A 19,065-nucleotide genomic window follows, 5' to 3' on the forward strand; every position below is an offset into this window, starting at 1 on the left:
GGCTTGATCACACCCGGCCAGCGAACCAGTTGCGGAACCCGCATCCCGCCCTCCCATGTGGTGCCTTTTTCGCCATAGAAGGGTGTGGTGCCGCCATCCGGCCAGCTGACGGTCTCGGCGCCGTTGTCAGTGGTGTAGATCACGATGGTGTTGTCAGCGACCCCCAGCTCGTCCAGTTTGTCGAGCAGGATCCCCACCTGATCATCGTGTTCCAGCATGCCATCGGCATAGATGCTGACGCCGGATTTACCCTGATACTTCTCTTGCAGACGGGTCCAGACATGCATGCGGGTGGCGTTGTGCCAGATGAAGAAGGGCTTCTTGGCCTTGACTGCTTTCTCCATGAACGCCAGCGAGGACTCGAGGAACTCTTCGTCAGCATGCTCCATGCGCTTGCGGGTCATGGGGCCGGTATCTTCAATCTTGCCGTCGGCAGAAGATTTGATGACGCCGCGTGGGCCGAACTTCTTCTTGAACTCCGGATCTTTCGGGTAGTAGTAGGTTTCTGGTTCTTCTTCTGCATTGAGGTGGTAGAGGTTGCCGAAGAACTCGTCGAAACCGTGCTTGGTCGGTAGATGCTGGTTCTGATCGCCCAAATGGTTCTTGCCGAACTGAGCCGTCATGTAACCCTGCTCTTTGAGCAGATCACCGATGGTGGGTGCCCAATCCGGAATGCCGTGGGTGGATCCGGGCATGCCGATGGTCAGCAGACCGGTACGGAATGGCTCTTCACCGGTAATGAAGGCGGCGCGGCCGGCGGTGCAGGATTGCTGACCGTAGTGATCGGTAAAGAGGGCACCTTCATTGGCGATTCTGTCCAGGTTCGGGGTCTGGTAGCCCATCATCCCCTGGTTGTAGGCACTGATGTTCCAGTAGCCGATGTCATCGCCCATGATGGCAAGAATATTGGGCTTGGCGGCTGCTGTGGCACTACCAGCGGTGGCCATTAAGGCAAGGCTCATGGCTATTTTGTTTATTTGAATGGCCATTATTGGCTCCACTCCTAATCTGATGCGAATTGGTACACAAAATGGGCGATGAAAGCAGCGTGCGTTTAACGCGGTGGAAATATCATCCCGTGCAGGCTGTTGGAGGGGATGGAATACCCGGATGGGCACATTCCCCTTTATCGCTGTCGTTATGACCTGCAAAGAGTGATATGACCTGAATAGCCTGTGTTAACCGCAGCTTGGAAATCAGCTTTCAACAGTTTCACTCTATAAATCCCGTTTATCCCTGTCGCCTTATAGCGAATATAACCGCTGGTTATCCGTTATTTTTTCTCCAACCTTTCGGTCGCAGGCTATCGGGTGGGCTGGAGCGAGCATGGGAAGCTGTATCCAGAAGGCGGAGGTGTCTACCGCTATCGATGGCGACAAGACGAATAAATGGGTGATGGAATTCACAGTTTGGTTAATTAATTTGGGGATGGTGGCAGTTATGGGCGTTGTGGTGTGCCTTTATTCAAAACTCTTACTGGCAAGCCGAGCACTCTTTAATTCTGATTAAGTCATAATTAAGTAAAGTTGGGGTGTTGATTGTTTCGCTTAGATATGAATTTTTAAAACTGCTCACAATGTCATCGCGAGATTTAAAAAGCCTGCTCCCATATTTTTGAACGGATACATATGACTTGAATGGGAGTGGCCAAATAAATCCAGCTGTGATCTTTGTCTATTCAAGGTGCCAGGGTCATAAATGCCTATAAAAACAAGGTAAAAGGCTCGACTATTGACTAAGTTGATAGAAGGCGAAGCATAAAACAGCGCCAGTTTGATACAACAACATCGCATGGGACCCGGATCATGGACAGAGCGCAGGGCGCAGCCCCCTTTTCATTGCAAGTGGATCTAAGGCAGGTGGTGTATGCCCTGTCAGCCTCGCTGGATCTGGTGGGCATTGGCGATGTGGCCCACGGTAAACGGGTCGGGATTATGGCTGCCGAGTGCAGCCGGGAGCTGGGGATGAGTGAGGCCGAACGCTGTCTGCTGTTCGAGTTGGGGGTGCTGCATGATATCGGTGTCTCCTCGACCATCACCCATCACCATCTGGTCAGCGAGTTCGATTGGGAGTCCTCCCAGCGCCACTGCGAGGTGGGATATCAGCTGCTCAAGGATTTCCGTTTACTGGCCCCGCTGGCCCTGCCTATCCGTTATCACCATACCCACTGGCACCTGTTGCGCGAGATGGCCGATGTGGACCCCAATGTAGCCCGTCAGGCCAATCTTATCTTTCTGGTGGATCGCTGCGATGCGTTGGCGGCACCCTACTATGGCGATGGTTCATTGTTGATGCATACCAACGAGATCCGCGCACGCCTGCAGGAGTTCCGTGACGAGTTCTTTGCCCCCGAGCTGGTGGATGCCTTCCTCAAGGCGTCTCGCTCTGAGGCATTCTGGCTGCAGCTGGAAGCTCGCTCCATCAATGATTACATGCTGGAGATGCTGCAGGTGCGGGAGCCTTGCCTGACCTTCAACGGGGAGCTAAAAGCACTGGCGCAGATCTTCTCCGGCATTGTTGACGCCAAAAGCCCATTCACGATGACGCATTCACTCGGTGTGAGCAGGTTGTCTCGGGCATTGGCCGAGCAGATGGGAGTCAGTGCCATCCATTGTGACATGCTGGAGATTGCCGGTTTGTTGCATGATCTGGGCAAGCTCAGGGTGCCGGACGAGATCCTCGACAAGCCTGCCAGCCTGACGAAAGAGGAGCGGGCCATCATCAATACCCACAGCTTCGAGACTTACCAGATCCTGCGTCATATCGAAGGGTTTGAGGAGATTGCCTGTTGGGCGGCCTATCACCATGAGGAGCCTGATGGGGAGGGCTATCCGTTCCACCTGCCGGCATCCGCCATGGCGCTCGAAGCGCGGATCCTGCGGGTCGCTGATATTTTTCAGGCAATGGTGCAGGACAGACCTTATCGGCGCGGTCTGCCTGCCCGTGACGCATTGACCTTTATGCAGCAACTGGCGGATCAGGGGCGGGTCGATCCCGCTGTGGTGGCGGTGCTGGCCGATCACCTGCCGCAGATGATGATGGCAGCCATTCCGGATCGCGAACCGGATCATGCCATCAATTGAGGGAGAGGCTGGCCGCTGACTCATACTGCCGGGAGCCAGCTATGCTTGGAACAAGCCGAGCATGGTGCCGGTACCGGCGCACAAGACGCCAGCTTGATGGACTACCGTAGGGGAGCAGATATGGAATCGCTAAAAGCCAAGGATTATATGCAGAGCAGACCCATCACCTTCACTGCCGACATGATGGTGCAAGCTGCGGTCGAGAAATTTCTGAACAGTCATCAGCTCGGTGGACCTGTTGTGGATGGGCAGGGCCATCTGATTGGCTGGATCTCCGAGCAGGATTGCATCGCAGTGCTGCTTAAGGAAGCCTATCACTGCGAACAGGTGGCGCAGGTCAAGGATGTGATGCGCAAGGAGGTGTTGTCGGTGGGTCCCGATACCAGCATTTTGAGTCTGGCAGAGATGATGATGGGGCAAAAGCCGAAGATCTATCCGGTAGTGGAGGAGGGGCGTCTGCTCGGTGTCATCAATCGTCACAATGTCATGCAGGCCATTCACGCCCAGCTCACCACCTGTTTTGTCCATCACACCCACGGTTAATCCTGTTTTTCTCTCTCCCAAGGCAAGCTTCGGCTTGCCTTGGCTATTTCATATGCTGCGATTTATTCATGTTATGCCATCTTACAATGATTGTTTTGTAATGTTTGAGGATCGGCCAATCTCTCAGTCTTCCCATATATAACGCTATGTTAAGGCTTGCACCGTTCCCGCTCGCTCTTTAGGATCGCTCGCAGCTTATCGATATGGCCCCTCTGGGCACCTATTTAAGGAATTCGTACCTTGTCTCTCTCTATCGAGGCGCTGCGCCGCCGTCTCTCTGCCTGCATGAACCTCGACGCCCGCCGCCTTTCCAGCCGTCTGCACGGGGTCAAGAAGCTGCCTGAAGGCAAACAGGCCGCCGTGCTGGAGACCATCGCTGCCGATCTGGATGCCGCGCAAGCGCGTTATCAAACCCGTCTGGCCGGAGTGCCCAAGGTCACCTATCCGGACAATCTGCCGGTCAGTCAGAAGCAGGCGGAGATCGCTAAAGCCATTGCAGAGCATCAAGTAGTGATCATCGCCGGGGAAACCGGCTCGGGCAAGACCACCCAGATCCCCAAGATCTGTCTGGCGCTCGGGCGTGGGGTGAAGGGCTTTATCGGCCACACTCAGCCGCGCCGTCTGGCGGCCCGCACTGTCGCGGCCCGTATTGCCGAGGAGATGGAGTCCGAGCTTGGCCACTACGTGGGTTACAAGGTTCGCTTTACCGATCAGGTGAGCGAGCAGACCCACATCAAGCTGATGACCGACGGTATCCTGCTGGCGGAGATCCAGAACGACCGGATGCTGACCCAGTACGACACCATCATTATCGATGAGGCCCACGAGCGCAGCCTCAACATCGACTTCATTCTGGGTTATCTGAAACAGCTGCTGCCAAAACGCCCCGACCTCAAGGTGATCATCACCTCGGCCACCATCGACCCGCAACGTTTCTCCCGCCATTTCAACAAGGCGCCGGTGATCGAGGTCTCCGGTCGCACCTATCCGGTGGAGGTGCGCTACCGTCCGCTCACCAGTGATAAAAGTGAAGGGCTGGAAGAGCGCGATGAGTTGCAGGGGATCTTCGATGCGGTGGAGGAGCTGGCCCGCGAAGGGTTGGGGGATATCCTTATCTTCATGAATGGCGAGCGGGAGATCCGCGATACTGCCGATGCCCTGCGCAAGCTCAACCTGCGCGATACCGAGGTGCTGCCGCTCTACGCCCGCCTCTCCAACGCCGAGCAGAACAAGGTGTTCCAGCAACACGCCGGACGGCGCATCGTGCTGGCCACCAACGTGGCGGAGACCTCGCTGACGGTGCCGGGCATTCGTTACGTCATCGATCCGGGTACCGCCCGCATCAGCCGTTACTCCTGGCGCACCAAGGTGCAGCGCCTGCCCATCGAACCGGTCTCCCAGGCCAGTGCCAACCAGCGTAAAGGGCGTTGCGGTCGGGTGGCGGATGGTATCTGTATCCGCCTCTACTCGGAGGAGGATTTCAATAGCCGTCCCGCCTTTACTGACCCCGAGATCCTGCGCACCAACCTGGCCTCCGTCATCCTGCAGATGCTGGCGCTCGGCCTTGGCAACATGGAGGCCTTCCCGTTCGTCGAGCCGCCTGAGTCGCGCCATATCAAGGATGGCCTGACCCTCTTGAAAGAGCTGGAGGCGGTGCGCGAGCTGCCCGCCACCGGCGATCGCGAAGCCAAGCTGCAGCTGACCGAGACCGGTCGCCAGCTCTCGCGCATCCCTCTTGATCCGCGTCTGGCGAAGATGGTGATCAGCGCGGCGCAGACTGGCTGCCTGAGCGAGGTGATGGTGATCACTGCGGCCCTCAGCATTCAGGATCCCCGCGAGCGGCCCATGGAGAAGAAGCAGGCCGCCGATGAGCAGCACAGACGTTTTGAAGACAAGGATTCCGATTTCCTCGCCTTCGTCAATCTGTGGAACTACCTGAAAGAGCAGCAGGATGCCCTTGGCAGCAACCCGTTCCGCCGCATGTGCCAGAAGGAGTTTCTCTCCTACCTGCGGGTGCGCGAGTGGCAGGACATTCACTTCCAGCTGCGTCAGACAGTCAAGGAGCTTGGTTTTAAAGCCAACCATGAACCGGCAGATTTCAAGACGGTGCACTGCGCGCTGCTGACCGGCCTCTTGAGCCATATCGGCAACAAGGATCTGGAAAAACCGGAGTTTCTCGGCGCCCGCAACGGCCGCTTCCACCTCTTCCCGGCCTCGGGTCTGTTCAAGAAGCCGCCCAAGTGGGTGATGGCCGCAGAATTGGTGGAAACCTCGCGCCTCTTCGCCCGCATCAACGCCAAGATTGAACCCGAGTGGGTGGAGCCGCTGGCGGGCCATCTCATCAAGTTGCACCATAGCGATCCTCACTGGTCGAAGAAAAACGGCGCTGTGATGGCCAAGGAGAAGGTGACGCTGTATGGCCTGACGCTGGTTAATGAGCGCACCATCAACTTCAGTCGCCTCGATCCGGCGCTGTGTCGTGAGCTGTTTATCCGCCGCGCCCTGGTGGAAGGGGATTTCGAGACCCGCCACCGTTTCTTCAGCGATAATCGCAAGCTCCTGGCCGAGGTAGAGGCGCTGGAGCACAAATCCCGTCGTCGCGACATTCTGGTGGATGACGAGGATCTGTTCCGCTTCTACGATGCTCGCTTGCCGGAGGAGGTGATCTCCGCCCGTCACTTCGACAAGTGGTGGAAAGAGGCGCAAAAGCAGGACGCCGAGCTGCTCAACTTCGAAAAAGAGATGCTGATGAAGGGGGATGCTGCCCACATCAGCGATTTCGACTACCCCAACTTCTGGCAGCAGGGGCGCCTCAAGCTCAAGTTGACCTATCAGTTCGAGCCGGGGGAGGCCGCCGATGGCGTGACCCTGCATATTCCGCTGCCGCTCCTGAATCAGGTGGAGGTGAAGGGGTTCGAGTGGCTGATCCCCGGGCTGCGTCATGAGCTGTTGGTGGCTCTCATCAAGTCGATGCCAAAGCTGATGCGCAAGAACTTCGTACCGGCCCCCAACTATGCCGATGCGCTGCTAGCCAGCATCAACCCCGAACAGGGGTCGCTGCTAGCCAGCATCAACCCCGAACAGGGGTCGCTGCTGGACGAGATGGAACGTCAGCTGCGCCGCATGACCGGCGTCACCGTACCTCGCGAATCCTGGGACTGGGCTGCGGTGCCCGATCACCTCAAACTCACCTTCCGGGTGGTGGATGACAAGCACAAGAAGGTGGCTGAAGGGAAAGACCTGGAGGCATTGAAAGAGTCGCTGCGCGGCAAGGTGCAGGAGACCCTGTCGCAAGTGGCGGACGATGACATCGAACAGTCCGGCCTCACCCTGTGGAGCTTTGGCGAGCTGCCGCAGGAGTACAGCCAGAAGCGCGGCGGCTTCGAGGTGAAAGCCTATCCGGCATTGGTAGACGAGAAAGATTCGGTCGCCATCCAGTTGGTGGAGAGCCCTGTGGTGCAGCAGCAGCTGATGTGGGCGGGCCAGCGCCGGCTGGTGCTGCTCAACGTGCCATCACCTATCAAGTATCTGCAGGAGAAGCTGCCCAACAAGGCCAAGCTGGGGCTCTATTTCAACCCGTTTGGCAAGGTGGCTGAACTGATTGACGACTGCATCGCCTGCGGCTGCGACAAGCTGATTGAGCAGCATGGCGGACTGGCTTGGGACGAGGCCGGTTTCGAGGCGCTCAAAGAGTTTGTCCGTGCCGAGCTCAACGATGCGGTGGTGGAGGTAGCCAAGCAGGTGGAGGCCGTACTGACGCTCTCCCATGAGATCAAGAAACGGCTCAAGGGCAAGATGCAGCTCGACACCGCTTTTGCCATGTCGGATATCCAGCAGCAGCTCGGCAACCTTATTCACAAAGGTTTTGTCACCGAGACCGGCTGGCAGCGGTTGCCTGATTTGCTGCGCTATCTGCGCGCCATCGAACGACGCCTGGAGAAGCTCGCCATCGATCCCAACCGGGATCGGGTCTACATGCTCAAAGTGCACAGCGTGGAGTCGGAGTACAAGGCGCTGCTGGCCAAGATCCCCAAATCCCAGCTGGTGCCGACCGAGGTGGCCAATATTCGCTGGATGATCGAGGAGCTGCGGGTATCCTTCTTTGCCCAGAATCTGGGAACCCCTTATCCGGTCTCCGATAAACGGGTGCTTAACGCCATCGCTCAGTGCTAAGCTGCTATCTAACTGTTTTAACAGCACGATAGCGCGTGATGAGAAGGGGTTGCCAGTCAGTTGGCTCCCTTCAAACCGCAAGTCAGGGAGGCAAGGATGCTGGGGATCTGGTTGAGTGTGGCGCAGGTGGTGATCAGCGGTTATCAACCCATCGCGGAACAAACCTGGGTGCAGTTGAACCCGGAATATTACCCGCTGGCGCGCACGCCGCCTGCGATGTTTGTGGCCTGGCGTGGCAATCAGTTTCCGCCGCTGGCCCAAAAGCAGAAGCACGGTCGCTGGCAGATCCTCTTTCCCGCCCGGCTGGTCCCCCCTTTCGATCTGTTCGAGGGGGAGGCGCAGCTCTCCAAAACCTATCTGGCAAGGCTGCGGCGCATCGACGAGATGGCTTACGGGGTTGTCCCCGGGCAGGCTGTTGCGGCTGGTGCAATCGTGCAGCAGGGGCGTGAGTTCCCTGCTTATCACGCGCAACCTGTCGCGCCCTTTATTGCCGAGTTCCGCACACCCCAAGACGCGTTCGGTGGTGTTGATATGCCCAGCGACCCCGACGAGAGCGAACCTCTGCTCGCTCAGCTGGGGGTGACCTTTCGCACAGCGGGGATGAGTGGTGCCCAAGGATATGAGGGAGTAGCGAGCGACCATATGGCGCTCGCCAGCCACACGGCTAGCTTATCCGCAGGCAGTGACGCCATGCTTACCCTCTCGGCTCCTGCGGTCGGCGGTCCACAAACTGTGTGTCATCAGGTCGCCGCAGGGGAGACCCTGTGGCGTATAGCGAACCAATTATCCAGCGCTCGGGGAGCAGATACCTACAGCTATTTGCTGGCGCTGGTGGCAGAGAACCAGCCGCGGCTTGGCAAGAGCATTCGGGTCAGAACGGGTGAGGGACTCTACTGCCCGCGCGCCGAGACCCTGGCGCGGTTTGATGCCCTGAGCCCGGCCCAGCGTCAGCAGCAGTTCGCCCGGTTGGAGCAGGGGCGCTAAATGCCGAGTCGGTACCTTGTATCCGAATTTGGCCCGTGGTAGTATTCGCGCTCGTTTTGCGAGGTGCTGACCGGTCGCAGTTAGCACCATAAATTCATCCAAAAGAGATACATACTATGTCTTTCGTATTCCAAGCTGAAGTCCGTTCTGACCTGGGGAAAGGTGCGAGCCGCCGCCTGCGTCAAGCTGACCAAGTTCCTGCCATCGTTTACGGTGCAGGCAAAGAAGCCCTGTCCATCACTGTTGACCACAAGAAAATGATCCTGGCTCAAGAGAAGCCGGAATTTTATGAGTCTGTACTGACTCTGGTTATCAACGGTGAAGAAGTTAACGTAAAAGTGAAAGCTATCCAGCGTCACCCGGTACGTTACAAGCTGATCCACCTGGACTTCGTTCGCGTTTAATAGCGAACCATCAGGTTGAAGAAAAGCCGCTCTTAGGAGTGGCTTTTTGCTATCTGGCATCTTGTGAGCGGGCTGAAAGGACTTACCTGATAAGCCAACGAGGCGGTTATCCCAGCTGGCTAAGGGCCTGTTGGCAGCGCTGCTCGGCGGCATCAAGCTCCAGCAGTACCATCCTGATATCTTCCATCTGCTGTTGCAGTGTCTCCCGTTTTTCCTCAACCAGTCCCAGCATGGTCTGTAACTGGGTGCGGCTGCTCTTGTCGGCATCATAGAGATCAAACAGCTCGCGGATCTCGGCGAGGCTGAATCCGAGCCGCTTGCCGCGCAGGGTGAGCTTGAGGCGAACCCGATCCTGCTTGCTGTAAATGCGGGTTTGTCCCTCTCGGGCGGGATTGAGCAACCCCTGATCCTCGTAGAAACGGATACTGCGCGTCGTAATATCAAATTCCCGGGCCAGCTCACTGATGCTGAAGCGCCGTCCTTCATCCTTGTTGTTCATACAGACTTCTTGGCGAACTAAATCCTGTCTGCACCTTACCTAAACGTAAACTGCACTGCAACTCTTGTTCCATCGCGTCAGAACCCCTATGTTATGGCCATGTAACAAACAGAGGCAGGCAAATGGATATTGCAATTGTGGCGGCAAAACGGACTCCGATGGGGGCGTTTCAGGGGGCATTGGCAGAGGTGACTGCGCCTGAGTTGGGCGCCTGTGCCATCGAGGCGGCACTGCAGCAAAGCGGGCTTGTTCCCGAGCAGGTCGATGAAGTGTTTATGGGCAATGTGCTGGCGGCGGGCGTGGGGCAAGCGCCAGCCCGGCAGGCGTTGTTGAAAGCAGGGTTGCCAGATAGTGTGCCCGCTACTACGGTCAACAAGGTGTGCGGATCCGGCATGAAAGCAGTGATGTTGGCGGCGGATACCATCCGCCTTGGTGACAACAGGGTAGTGGTCGCGGGGGGGGTGGAGAGCATGAGCCGTGCCCCCTATCTGCTGGATAACGCCCGTAGCGGCTTTCGGATGGGGCATCAAAAGGTGCTGGACCACCTCTTCCTCGACGGTTTGCAAGATGCCTATGATGGCCAGCTGATGGGGGTACATGCCCAGCGCAGCGCCGATCTGGCCGGTTTGACCCGCAGTGCCATGGATGAGTTTGCCTTGGCATCATTGCAGCGGGCCCGCGATGCGCAGCACGCCGGTGCGTTTGTGTCCGAGCTGACAAGCGTCTATCGCGGTGAGTGCTTGTTGCTGGCTGAAGACGAACAACCCGGCAAGGGCAGACCGGAGAAGATCCCGACCCTGAAGCCTGCCTTTGGCAAGGAGGGCACTATTACGGCGGCCAATTCGAGCTCCATCTCGGATGGTGCGGCTGCGCTGATATTGATGGATGGCGCCACGGCGCAAGCTTGGCAGGTACCAGTGCTGGCAAGGATCGTCGGATATCAGAGCCACGCGGCATTGCCCGCCGAGTTTACCTCTGCACCCATTGGCGCCATTTCACGCTTGCTGTCGCGTCTGGCATGGTCGGTGGAAGAGGTGGATCTCTTTGAGATCAACGAGGCCTTTGCCATGGTCACCATGCTGGCCATGAGCGGTGTCGGCATCCCTCATCACAAGGTCAATGTGCATGGAGGGGCCTGTGCACTCGGTCATCCGCTGGGGGCGAGTGGCGCACGCATTCTGGTGACGCTGATTGCCGCGCTGCGGCAACGGGGTTTGCGGCGAGGCGTGGCCGCGCTCTGTATCGGGGGCGGGGAGGCGACCGCTATCGCGGTCGAAGTGAATGATGAGGCGAATTAATTGGTGGCTTCCATCGCCAGTAGTTGTTCCGTGACCCAGGTGGTGGCGGCCAGATAGAGGTGACTCACCTTATCCTCGCTCAGCCCCAGGCGGGCTGTTCTGGCCGTTACCCGTGACCAGTTGGCGCTCTCGTAATCTTCACAAAACGCGAGGTAGAAACCCAGATTGCCTTTTCGCTCCAGCAGCGCCAGCCGAATATCGTCGATAAGAGGGATAGTGCCGAGCAGCTTGTCCATCGGCTGCTCCATCAGTACATCCAGCAGGGAGAAGAGACCGGTGATAAAGGCCTGTTGTGCCTGCTGGCTCGGGGCGTGGGCATGGGCCAGCAGCTCACAGAAGCGGGCACGGATCATCGACATCTGGTAGAGCTCGGCGCTCTTGCCCTTGCCCGCGCTGGTCGCAGCCACCAGCGAGACAAAGCGCTTTAGCTGGGTGTTGCCCAGATAGATGGCAGCCTGGCGAAATGACGAAATAGGGTTGGTGTGACCTTTGAGATGGTTGACATAGCGCAGCAGCTTGAGGGAGAGGGAGATATCCTGACCGAGTAGCTGCTCAATCTTGTTGATATCAGGCTCTGCCTCGTTGACTACGTTGAGCAACTGCATCACCACGACTTGCGCTGGCTCCATGGTGGCTTGCTTGACCATCTCGGGTCGACTGAAGAAAAAGCCCTGGAACAGCTGGATCCCCAGCTGTTTGACCCGCTCGAACTCCGCCTTGTCCTCTACTTTTTCCGCCAGATAGGTGAGCCCCAGCGTCTGATGCCGCTGGATAAACACTTTGATCTGCATCAGGGGGGTGGCACGCAGATCAAACTTGATGATGTGGATAAAGGGGAGGAAGCGCTCCCAATCCGGCGACATGGTGAAGTCATCGAGTGCCAGTTGATATCCCAGCTTGTGCAACTGTTTCACCTTTTCCAGCAGGGCATCATCCGGTGGGGAATCTTCCAGGATCTCAATCACCACTTTTTCGGGCGGCAGGCACTCTGCCAATCCCTCCAGCAGCAGTGAGTGGGGGAAGTTGATAAAGCAGGGGCGGCCGCCCAAGAGCTGATCGATATTTTGTTGCAGGAACTGTTCGACCACCAGGCGTGACGTCGCTTGTTGGGAGGAGATGCTCGGGAAGACATTATTCAGACTATCGCGAAAGAGCAGCTCATAGGCATGAGTTTTGAGGTCTCTGTCGAGGATCGGCTGTCTTGCTACGTAGGAATACATGCCTTGCTCCAGTAAAGGTACTGGGTTGATTTTATGGTGTTGCAGAACACTATGCCAGTGTTCACCTTATTGAGTAAGGCAATAATTGGCATAGCGTTTTTTGCAGGGAAGGAATTTAGAAGAGATAGCTCAATTGTGCACCAGCCAGCCAGGCATCTCCTTCGGAGGTACCATCAAAGCGGGATTGATAGCTGCCTTGGGTGAAGCTTTCATGCACGTCTACTTTCTTGCCATCGAGCAGGGTCAGCCCCAGATCCACGCTCAGGTCGGGGGTGAACTGATACCCCATCCCTAGGCTGTACCAGAGCCGATCGGCATCTGGGATGGAGATGGTACGACGATCGGCTGGCACCGGGCTAGCGTCATAGGCCACACCGGAGCGCAGTTGCCACTTGGGAGTGACCTGATAGGTCATACCGATGGCGTAGCGCCAGCTATCTTCCCAGTGTTCGTCCTTGATGTGCATGTTCTGCAAATTGTTGAGATCAGCTTCCAACTGAACGAATTTGCTCCAGTTGGTCCAGTTCAGGCTGCCGTGGAGAGCCAGCTTGTCAGTCAGCTGATGGAATGCAGCCAGTTCTGCGGTGGCGGGTAATGGCAGATCCAGACTGCCGGTATCTCTGATCTCGGTAACGGAGCCATCTGCATTGGGTCGGCCCACGATAGCATCACCCGAGAGTGTCAAATTGACATCGTGACGGTAGGATAGGCCAATTCGGGTTTGTTCGGACAACTCCAGCAAGGTGCCGACATTCCAGCCCCATGCCCAGCCATCCCCTTGCAAATGTTTTGCGATCAGGTTGCGAGAAGGGAAGGTGCCACCGACTTCGCCTTCGCCCTGAATAGCAGAGATCCCGGCACCAATTGACCACATCTCATTGATGCGATAGGCGAGTGAGGTACCCAGATCCATGGTCTTGATATCGGAGACATTGCCAAAGTGTCCCGCGCTGTAGTTATCCGGCATCTTGACGCCAAGGCCGTAGTAAGAGGTTGCCGAGAAGCCTAGTCGCCACTGCTCATTGAGTGGAATGATGAGATAGGCGTTGGGTACCCAGGCTGCGGCGGCGATATCGTGTGCACTGGCATCGGAGGTGACGATACCGGCTTTGGTCGGCAAGCGGGTGTTGCCTTCAATATTGACGTCAGGACTGACATAGATGACTCCGCCAGAGAGCGCCATCTGATCGAAGCGGGTCATGGCTGCTGCATTGCGGGAGAGTACACTGGCGTTATCCGCGATGGCTGCCTCACCGGCAAAGGCGCGTCCCAGTCCTGTAGCGGACTGTTCAGCCAATTGGAACCCGGCGGCATGGGTCTGACCCGCGATCACCAGTAGGGCGATGGCGGACGGTTTGATGATGGGATGCATGGCAAAATCCTTGCTGTTACCCGAAGGTTCAATCGGTCATATGAATGGAGGCAGGATTTTATATGGTATGACCAGTAAGGCAACGGTAATGGCCAGTATCTGGATAAAACAAGATTAAATGCTGGGATGATGCACTCTAATAGCTTGATTGGAAAAGAAAAATAAACACGTGTGTGCTACATGTGTGCGCTGAAATCTAAGTTATGGATAAAAAAAGAGCGCCTGGCGGCGCTCTTTCCATTCTATCAATAATCAGAACTTCATGTTGAACTGGGCAGAAGCCAGGAAGGCGTTGCCGTGGGAAGTACCTTTCCAACGCAGGCTGTCGGAGTGGCTACGCAGACCTTCGTTGACGTCAACTTCTTTACCGTCCAGATAAGCCATACCAAAGTCAACGCTCATATCGGTGTTGATATGGTAGGTGGCACCGGCGCTGTACCAGATACGGTCTGAGTCAGGAATGCTCAGGCTGCGGTAGTCAGCTTCGATCGGGGTGTTGTCATAGGCGAAGCCCAGACGCGCTTCCCAAGCCGGATTGATATACCAGGTACCACCGATTGAGTAACGAGTAGAGTCTTTAAACTTCTCATCTTTTTGCAGACATACGCCGCCAGCACATTGGCTGCTGGTTGCTTTCAGCTCCTGGAAGGCGCTCCAGTCAGTCCAGTTTACAGAGTAATGAACAGCAAACTGCGGGCTCAGGCGATGGTAACCGGCGAACTCGGCTTGTGCAGGCAGATCCAGTTTCAGATTGCCATCAACAGTGCGGTTCCCTGAAGTGAGCCCCTGGAAGTCACCATCAAAGCTCATATCGACCTGTGAACGGTAGGTCAGAGCAAAGCGATGGTTCTCATTGACTTCGTACAGAGTGCCAACGTTCCAGCCAAAGCCCCAGGTGTCGCCTTTCAGGTGAGCCAGGCGAGTATCTGTCGGCAGCGGGCCACCCTGGCTAGGTGGGTTCAGCGGACCCAGCAGACCGGCATAGCGGTTGAGTTCGGCGGCACCGTAAACGGCGTTGATACCAGCACCGACACTGAAGTGTTCGTTGACGCGATAGGCAATGTTCGGGTTGATATTGAAGGTCATCAACTCGGTATCACCTGCACCGGCACCAGCCGGGAAGGTTTTGGAGTATTCGGTGGAGAGACCGTAGTTGGAGAAGATGCCAATACCCCAAGCCCACTGGTCATTCAGCGGCTGAATAAAGTAGGAGGCGGGAACGAAGGCTGCCGGAGCAATGCCACTTTCGCTGGCTGGAGCCATTTTGTTCGCGCCAGCGTAAACAGCACCATCCACATCGACATCCGGTTTGATGTAGGTGCCGGAGACAGAAACTGCCATCTTGTCGAAGGTGGTCATGGCGGCCGGGTTACGGGCCAGAACGGAGGCGTTGTCGGCAATAGCTGCTTCACCGGCATAGGCGCGACCCAGACCGGAGGCCGAGTGCTCGTTCAACTGGAATGCCGCGGCATGGACTTGACCGGTGGCCAGCGCGATGGTGGCGGCAATCAGGCTCTTCTTGAAAATAGTTGTCGTCATGGTGTTCTCTCTTGTAGGCAGATTTTTTTGCCGATATTGGCTGCACGTTCAATGCAAACCTCGACAAAATCCGTTTTTATTTCAGCTTCTTCCCAATCAATTCTGGCGTGATTCTATGGATCTGGTAGGAGGTAAGAAATCAGACCAGTGACAGCAGAATACATAAAAGTGATCGATGTGTTAATCATTTGTTTTAACCTGCTGTTTAATTCATCATTTTCACGGTCTAAAGGCGGAATATTGACCTGGATTGCCGATCTCCGTCACAAAAATAATTTTGTCAATTTTTCGAAATCTTGAGGCAAATGAGTGACAAAGAGGAGTAATCAGGGGGAGAACAGGCAGCGGCTCGTGACCGCCGCCTGCTATTGAGGATGGTTCTGAGGTTGTTAACCTGCGATGTTAAATGTCCCACTGCAGACGTGACTGCAGGGCGTTGGCAACGGGGGCAAGTGGCTCTTTCATCTCGCCAATCAGTACCATATTGGCGCCTTTGAGCTGGACTATCTCCCCTTTGAGGGTGCCATCTTCAAAGGTGGCCTGTTGCAGGGTTAATGGCACATGTTTGGGCACTAAAAAGAGGGTGACTGGCCCCATCTTTCCCTGGATCACCATGTGCAAGGCCGGTCCCTGATAAAACGAGCAGTGATTGACATAGGTCACCTTGAGCCCATCCATTCCGCTCAAGGTGGCGCCATACTTCTCCATCTTGGCATTGATGTTATGCAGATTGACCTGCTCATCGACACCTTCAATAAAGGGTTCTTCGCCATAGACATGAGCCATCGCCACCTGTGCGAGGGAGAGGGCCGCAGGAGCCGTCTCTGGCAGCGTGATCCAGCGGGTGCTCATTCCCAGCAGGAAGGCGACCGATGCAGCCAGGGCGATCTGGCGCCAGGATGTCGATGTCCGGATCTTGACTGGCTCTGTACCAAGGGGGCGGGATGGCGGCATATCATCTGGCGCGTCACTGTCTTGCAGCATGGCTTGCCTGAGCAGGATCCGCTCGGCCAGTCCGGCGGGGACCTCTACCTGCATGGCACGCTTGAGGCTTCTGTCGAACTGCTTCATCTCGTCGAGGTAGTTCCGATTAGCCTGGCTTGCTTCAGCGGTTTTGAGAAAGTCCGTTTGTTGATCGTTGGGCTGGGTCATGGCGTTGCGGCGAAATTCGAGTTCATCCATGTCCGTGTCCTCTTGCTTGGTTCTTCTGTTCCATCGCCTCCTTGATCTGGTTGCGGGCGCGAAACAGTCGAGTCATGACGGTGTTCTTGTTGAGGCCGAGCATCTCGGCAATCTCCTCACCATTGAATCCTCCCACGACTTGCAGCAGCAGTGGCTCCTGGTACTCCTCGGGCAATCGGGCGATGCGACGGTGCAACCACTCGTTCTCCATTTCCTGTTCGCTGTGCAGCGCATCGTGCTGGGGCTGAGGGTGATCGTCGAGATCCACCAGCTCCAGCTGTTTGCGTTCAAAGCGGCGGGCGTTCTCCCGTCTGAGGATGGTGATCAGCCACCCTTTGGCCGCCTTGTCATCCTGCAGGGTGTCGATAGCCTTCCAGGCACGCAGGAAGGTCTCTTGCACCAGATCTTCCGCCACGTTGGGATCCCTAGTCAGCCAGTAGGCATACCGGTAGAGATCGCCGTGCAGCGCATGAACCAGTGCTTCAAATTTGGTTTGTTTGTCAGCCATGGGATCAGAGACCGGCGAAGTGGCCGGATCATTTCCACCAATATGCTGCTGAGCACGTTTTTTTCTAAAAAACAGCAGTGCCATAGGCAATCCTTGTCAGAGGGCGTGGCGGCGGGAGCGGGAACTCCCGTGCGCCAGCAGGTAAATCAGATGCGCAATACCGGCCGTTTCATCAGCCCTGAGGGATCGCGCCAGAGCGCGCCACTCGATGGGCGGGCCAGAAGAGGGCCGTGCAAAACAGGCTCGCTCGAGTGCGGCGAGCCCGTTGCCGAGCCGATTATGCCCAGCGTCGGGCAACTGGCCTAATTGATAATAGGAAACCTGCCAGCGCAAGGTCGCCCATCGGATCAGTGCCTTGCGACTAGCATCCGGCTGGTGTTGGGCAAGGGCACGTTGCAGTTGATAGAAGGCGCGCCAGCGGGGCCAGTGGCGCCATAGCGCACGCAGCGTTATGGCCAGCACGACCCACCAAAGGCTCTCTCGCAGTGCCACCTGCGATGTCTGCTGATCAGGTTGCCGATTTGTCGTTGCCTGAAACGTCAGCGTGATGGCTGGCTGGCTGGCCTGCTCAATCCGGCCGCTTTGGGTATTAAACCAGGGCAGATCAATGGGGGGAAGCTGGTAGTCACCGCTCTGCTCCACAACCAGAGTCTGGCGCCACTGTCGCTCAAACAGCAGCTTGCCATCTCGGTAACGCTCCTGCTGTTGCTCGCCATCGGGATGTGCCTGTATGCCGCTTGGCAGTTGATGGGCCATCAGGGGGGCAAGCTGTATCTGGCCGCTGTCACCATTCTCCATGGTCAGGGTGAGGATCCGGATCAGCGGTTCACCCACTTCCCCCATGGTGGCCGGTTCAAGCCGCTGGCTCAGGGTCAGCCGGGTGGCCACCGGCGTGGCGGGGGCTTTGTCGACCCTCACCTCTAGCGGTGCCGCACGGGCCGAGAGTTTTTGCGGCTTGCTCCCTTGCTGCGTGAGCTGCCCCTGCAAGCGGGGTGAGTCGAGGTACCAGAGTCCCGGCGTTTTTGCCTGAATAAGCCAGCTGCGGGTGAGCCTGCCGGGCAGACCTGCCTGAGCGGGTGCGATCCATTCATCGCTACCGAGGCGACGGATAGTGAAGTGGGCAGAGCTGAGCTCGCTCAGGGCCGGGTTTCGCATACTGGTGGGCAGCCACAGTGTCAGCCGGTAGATCACCGGCTGGCCGGGATAGAGCGGGCCCTGATGATCAAGGCTGGCCTGCATCTCGAGGGGCGAGGGGGCTGCGGGCTGTGGCAGCGCGGCTGTTTTCGCCTCTCTCAATGGCAGGGTGAGCGAGGGGGTGAACTCATTTCCGAGCTTGAGCGGGGCAATCACCACCTTTGTATTAGCGGGTGAGTCGCTCTGGTGCAGCGGGATCTGCCAGCGAGTCAGTTGTTGTACCGGGGTCGTGACCCGGCTCATGGTCACTCTGCCCACTGCAAACTTGCGCAGTAGGGGGGTGATCTCCAGCTCGTTGCTCTGGCGCTCGCCATCCGCTTCGATGATCAGCAGCCAATCGTTGGGGTCGGCCCCCGGCAGCAACTCTGCCCGTGGAGGCAAGGCCCAGCAAAGTGGACTCGCGAGTGCGAGCAACAGCCCCCATCCTGCCCGTGTCACCAGGGCTCCTCCACCTTGATCAGATCCCGGCGTAGTGCCTCTTTGCGCAGTCGCTGCTCCAGCAGCAACACCGGGGGAGAGGGGGGAAGGGGCATTGCCGTCGCCTGCTGAGCTGCCGATGGTTCGGGCTGCTTGCTGTTGCTGGTATCGGGAGCAGCCGCCGCTGCGCCCTGTACCAGAGAGAGATTATAGAGCGCATCTTCATGGCCGGGTTCAAGCGCCAGAGCGGCCAGATAGGCCTCTTTGGCGGACGCGAACTCCCCCAGTTGCAGCAGGGCATTGCCGCGGTTGTAGTGGGCGGTGGCGCTCGTCGCTTGCTGATAGGCTGCGATGGCTTGCCGGTAGGCGCCAGCCCGATACCAGGCGTTACCGCGCCAGACCGGATCGTTGAAGGTGCGGGCGGCCCGCTGAAAATCCCCCTCTTGATAAGCCTGCATCGCTTGCAGATCTCCCTTCTCTGCGGCTTGCAGGTCTTGTGGCGCCAGCAGCTGTGCTCCCATCATCAGCGCCACCATCAACCGTGCGCCGACTCTGGCCAGCAAGGCGAGCGGTAACAAGGGGAGCAGCAACCAGGGGCCAAGATCCAGTGGCGCCGGGGTGAGGGCTGAGGTCGTGGCGGGGAGAGGGG

The 19,065-nt window shown here is 57.3% G+C and carries 16 protein-coding genes; 7 read left to right on the plus strand and 9 right to left on the minus strand.

Translation table 11 applies throughout. From position 1 onward, the window contains the following. On the minus strand, positions 1-962 hold a 962-nt coding region (locus DBR30_RS04590), incomplete at its 3' end, for a sulfatase-like hydrolase/transferase (protein WP_258224280.1). 364 nt (positions 963-1,326) lie between these two features. Here DBR30_RS04590 and DBR30_RS21160 point away from each other — a divergent pair. The 6 genes from DBR30_RS21160 to rplY all read left to right on the plus strand — a co-directional run bounded on the left by DBR30_RS21160 (position 1,327) and on the right by rplY (position 9,187). Continuing rightward, complete coding sequence (locus tag DBR30_RS21160) at positions 1,327-1,509, plus strand: hypothetical protein (RefSeq protein WP_181363484.1); 183 nt, start codon at positions 1,327-1,329, stop codon at positions 1,507-1,509. A 296-nt stretch (positions 1,510-1,805) separates the two neighbouring features. Then, positions 1,806-3,083 carry an HD domain-containing phosphohydrolase gene (locus DBR30_RS04595; RefSeq protein ID WP_108542630.1) on the plus strand — a complete coding sequence of 426 codons (1,278 nt, stop codon included), beginning with the start codon at positions 1,806-1,808 and terminating at the stop codon, positions 3,081-3,083. Between the two features lie 120 nt (positions 3,084-3,203). Then, positions 3,204-3,626 (plus strand): CBS domain-containing protein, encoded by a 423-nt coding sequence (locus DBR30_RS04600; RefSeq protein ID WP_005333273.1) that lies wholly within the window; start codon positions 3,204-3,206, stop codon positions 3,624-3,626. A gap of 240 nt (positions 3,627-3,866) precedes the next feature. Then, on the plus strand, positions 3,867-7,799 hold the full coding sequence (gene hrpA / locus DBR30_RS04605) for an ATP-dependent RNA helicase HrpA (RefSeq protein WP_108588208.1): 3,933 nt from the start codon (positions 3,867-3,869) through the stop codon (positions 7,797-7,799). Positions 7,800-7,895: 96 nt separating this feature from the next. Next, positions 7,896-8,783, plus strand: coding sequence for a hypothetical protein (locus DBR30_RS04610; RefSeq protein WP_108542629.1), 888 nt, complete (start codon positions 7,896-7,898; stop codon positions 8,781-8,783). Between the two features lie 116 nt (positions 8,784-8,899). Further along, the gene (rplY, locus tag DBR30_RS04615; protein ID WP_005333252.1) at positions 8,900-9,187 is read left to right on the plus strand and encodes a 50S ribosomal protein L25; all 288 of its coding nucleotides are present in this window, start codon (positions 8,900-8,902) and stop codon (positions 9,185-9,187) included. Positions 9,188-9,293: 106 nt separating this feature from the next. Here the strand turns inward: rplY and DBR30_RS04620 are convergent, their stop codons facing one another. After that, positions 9,294-9,686: a MerR family transcriptional regulator gene (locus tag DBR30_RS04620; RefSeq protein ID WP_005360322.1), complete on the minus strand. Its 393-nt coding sequence runs from the start codon at positions 9,684-9,686 to the stop codon at positions 9,294-9,296. A 122-nt stretch (positions 9,687-9,808) separates the two neighbouring features. On the opposite strand from DBR30_RS04620, the gene DBR30_RS04625 reads away from it, so the two are divergent. After that, positions 9,809-10,984 carry a thiolase family protein gene (locus tag DBR30_RS04625; protein ID WP_108542628.1) on the plus strand — a complete coding sequence of 392 codons (1,176 nt, stop codon included), beginning with the start codon at positions 9,809-9,811 and terminating at the stop codon, positions 10,982-10,984. On the opposite strand, the gene DBR30_RS04630 is transcribed toward DBR30_RS04625, so the two are convergent. From DBR30_RS04630 to DBR30_RS04660, 7 genes are all read right to left on the minus strand, one after another. Next, the gene (locus tag DBR30_RS04630) at positions 10,981-12,204 is read right to left on the minus strand and encodes an EAL and HDOD domain-containing protein (protein WP_005333249.1); all 1,224 of its coding nucleotides are present in this window, start codon (positions 12,202-12,204) and stop codon (positions 10,981-10,983) included. The genes DBR30_RS04625 and DBR30_RS04630 overlap by 4 nt on opposite strands. A 115-nt stretch (positions 12,205-12,319) precedes the next feature. After that, positions 12,320-13,576, minus strand: a complete 1,257-nt coding sequence (locus tag DBR30_RS04635; protein WP_108588209.1) for an outer membrane protein transport protein — start codon at positions 13,574-13,576, stop codon at positions 12,320-12,322. Between the two features lie 252 nt (positions 13,577-13,828). Next, complete coding sequence (locus tag DBR30_RS04640; protein WP_108542627.1) at positions 13,829-15,115, minus strand: outer membrane protein transport protein; 1,287 nt, start codon at positions 15,113-15,115, stop codon at positions 13,829-13,831. 402 nt (positions 15,116-15,517) lie between these two features. Then, positions 15,518-16,297 (minus strand): DUF3379 domain-containing protein, encoded by a 780-nt coding sequence (locus DBR30_RS04645; protein ID WP_108542626.1) that lies wholly within the window; start codon positions 16,295-16,297, stop codon positions 15,518-15,520. After that, positions 16,290-16,889: a sigma-70 family RNA polymerase sigma factor gene (locus DBR30_RS04650; RefSeq protein ID WP_108542625.1), complete on the minus strand. Its 600-nt coding sequence runs from the start codon at positions 16,887-16,889 to the stop codon at positions 16,290-16,292. Before DBR30_RS04650 ends, DBR30_RS04645 begins: the two co-directional genes overlap by 8 nt. A gap of 12 nt (positions 16,890-16,901) precedes the next feature. Further along, positions 16,902-18,413 (minus strand): BatD family protein, encoded by a 1,512-nt coding sequence (locus DBR30_RS04655; protein WP_108542624.1) that lies wholly within the window; start codon positions 18,411-18,413, stop codon positions 16,902-16,904. A 20-nt stretch (positions 18,414-18,433) separates the two neighbouring features. Beyond that, on the minus strand, positions 18,434-19,065 hold a 632-nt coding region (locus DBR30_RS04660), incomplete at its 5' end, for a tetratricopeptide repeat protein (RefSeq protein WP_146181357.1).

The sequence above is a fragment of the Aeromonas sp. HMWF017 genome, assembly GCF_003061465.1.
In the GTDB taxonomy this organism is placed as follows: domain Bacteria; phylum Pseudomonadota; class Gammaproteobacteria; order Enterobacterales; family Aeromonadaceae; genus Aeromonas; species Aeromonas veronii.

Excerpts from the sequence above, each read along its gene's own strand:
- DBR30_RS04645 (WP_108542626.1), bottom strand. The coding sequence starts at position 16,297 with ATGGATGAACTCGAATTTCGCCGCAACGCCATGACCCAGCCCAACGAT.
- rplY (WP_005333252.1), top strand. The coding sequence starts at position 8,900 with ATGTCTTTCGTATTCCAAGCTGAAGTCCGTTCTGACCTGGGGAAAGGT.
- DBR30_RS04625 (WP_108542628.1), top strand. The coding sequence starts at position 9,809 with ATGGATATTGCAATTGTGGCGGCAAAACGGACTCCGATGGGGGCGTTT.
- DBR30_RS04595 (WP_108542630.1), top strand. The coding sequence starts at position 1,806 with ATGGACAGAGCGCAGGGCGCAGCCCCCTTTTCATTGCAAGTGGATCTA.
- DBR30_RS04640 (WP_108542627.1), bottom strand. The coding sequence starts at position 15,115 with ATGACGACAACTATTTTCAAGAAGAGCCTGATTGCCGCCACCATCGCG.
- DBR30_RS04630 (WP_005333249.1), bottom strand. The coding sequence starts at position 12,204 with ATGTATTCCTACGTAGCAAGACAGCCGATCCTCGACAGAGACCTCAAA.
- DBR30_RS04620 (WP_005360322.1), bottom strand. The coding sequence starts at position 9,686 with ATGAACAACAAGGATGAAGGACGGCGCTTCAGCATCAGTGAGCTGGCC.
- DBR30_RS04600 (WP_005333273.1), top strand. The coding sequence starts at position 3,204 with ATGGAATCGCTAAAAGCCAAGGATTATATGCAGAGCAGACCCATCACC.
- DBR30_RS04650 (WP_108542625.1), bottom strand. The coding sequence starts at position 16,889 with ATGGCACTGCTGTTTTTTAGAAAAAAACGTGCTCAGCAGCATATTGGT.
- DBR30_RS21160 (WP_181363484.1), top strand. The coding sequence starts at position 1,327 with ATGGGAAGCTGTATCCAGAAGGCGGAGGTGTCTACCGCTATCGATGGC.
- DBR30_RS04635 (WP_108588209.1), bottom strand. The coding sequence starts at position 13,576 with ATGCATCCCATCATCAAACCGTCCGCCATCGCCCTACTGGTGATCGCG.
- DBR30_RS04610 (WP_108542629.1), top strand. The coding sequence starts at position 7,896 with ATGCTGGGGATCTGGTTGAGTGTGGCGCAGGTGGTGATCAGCGGTTAT.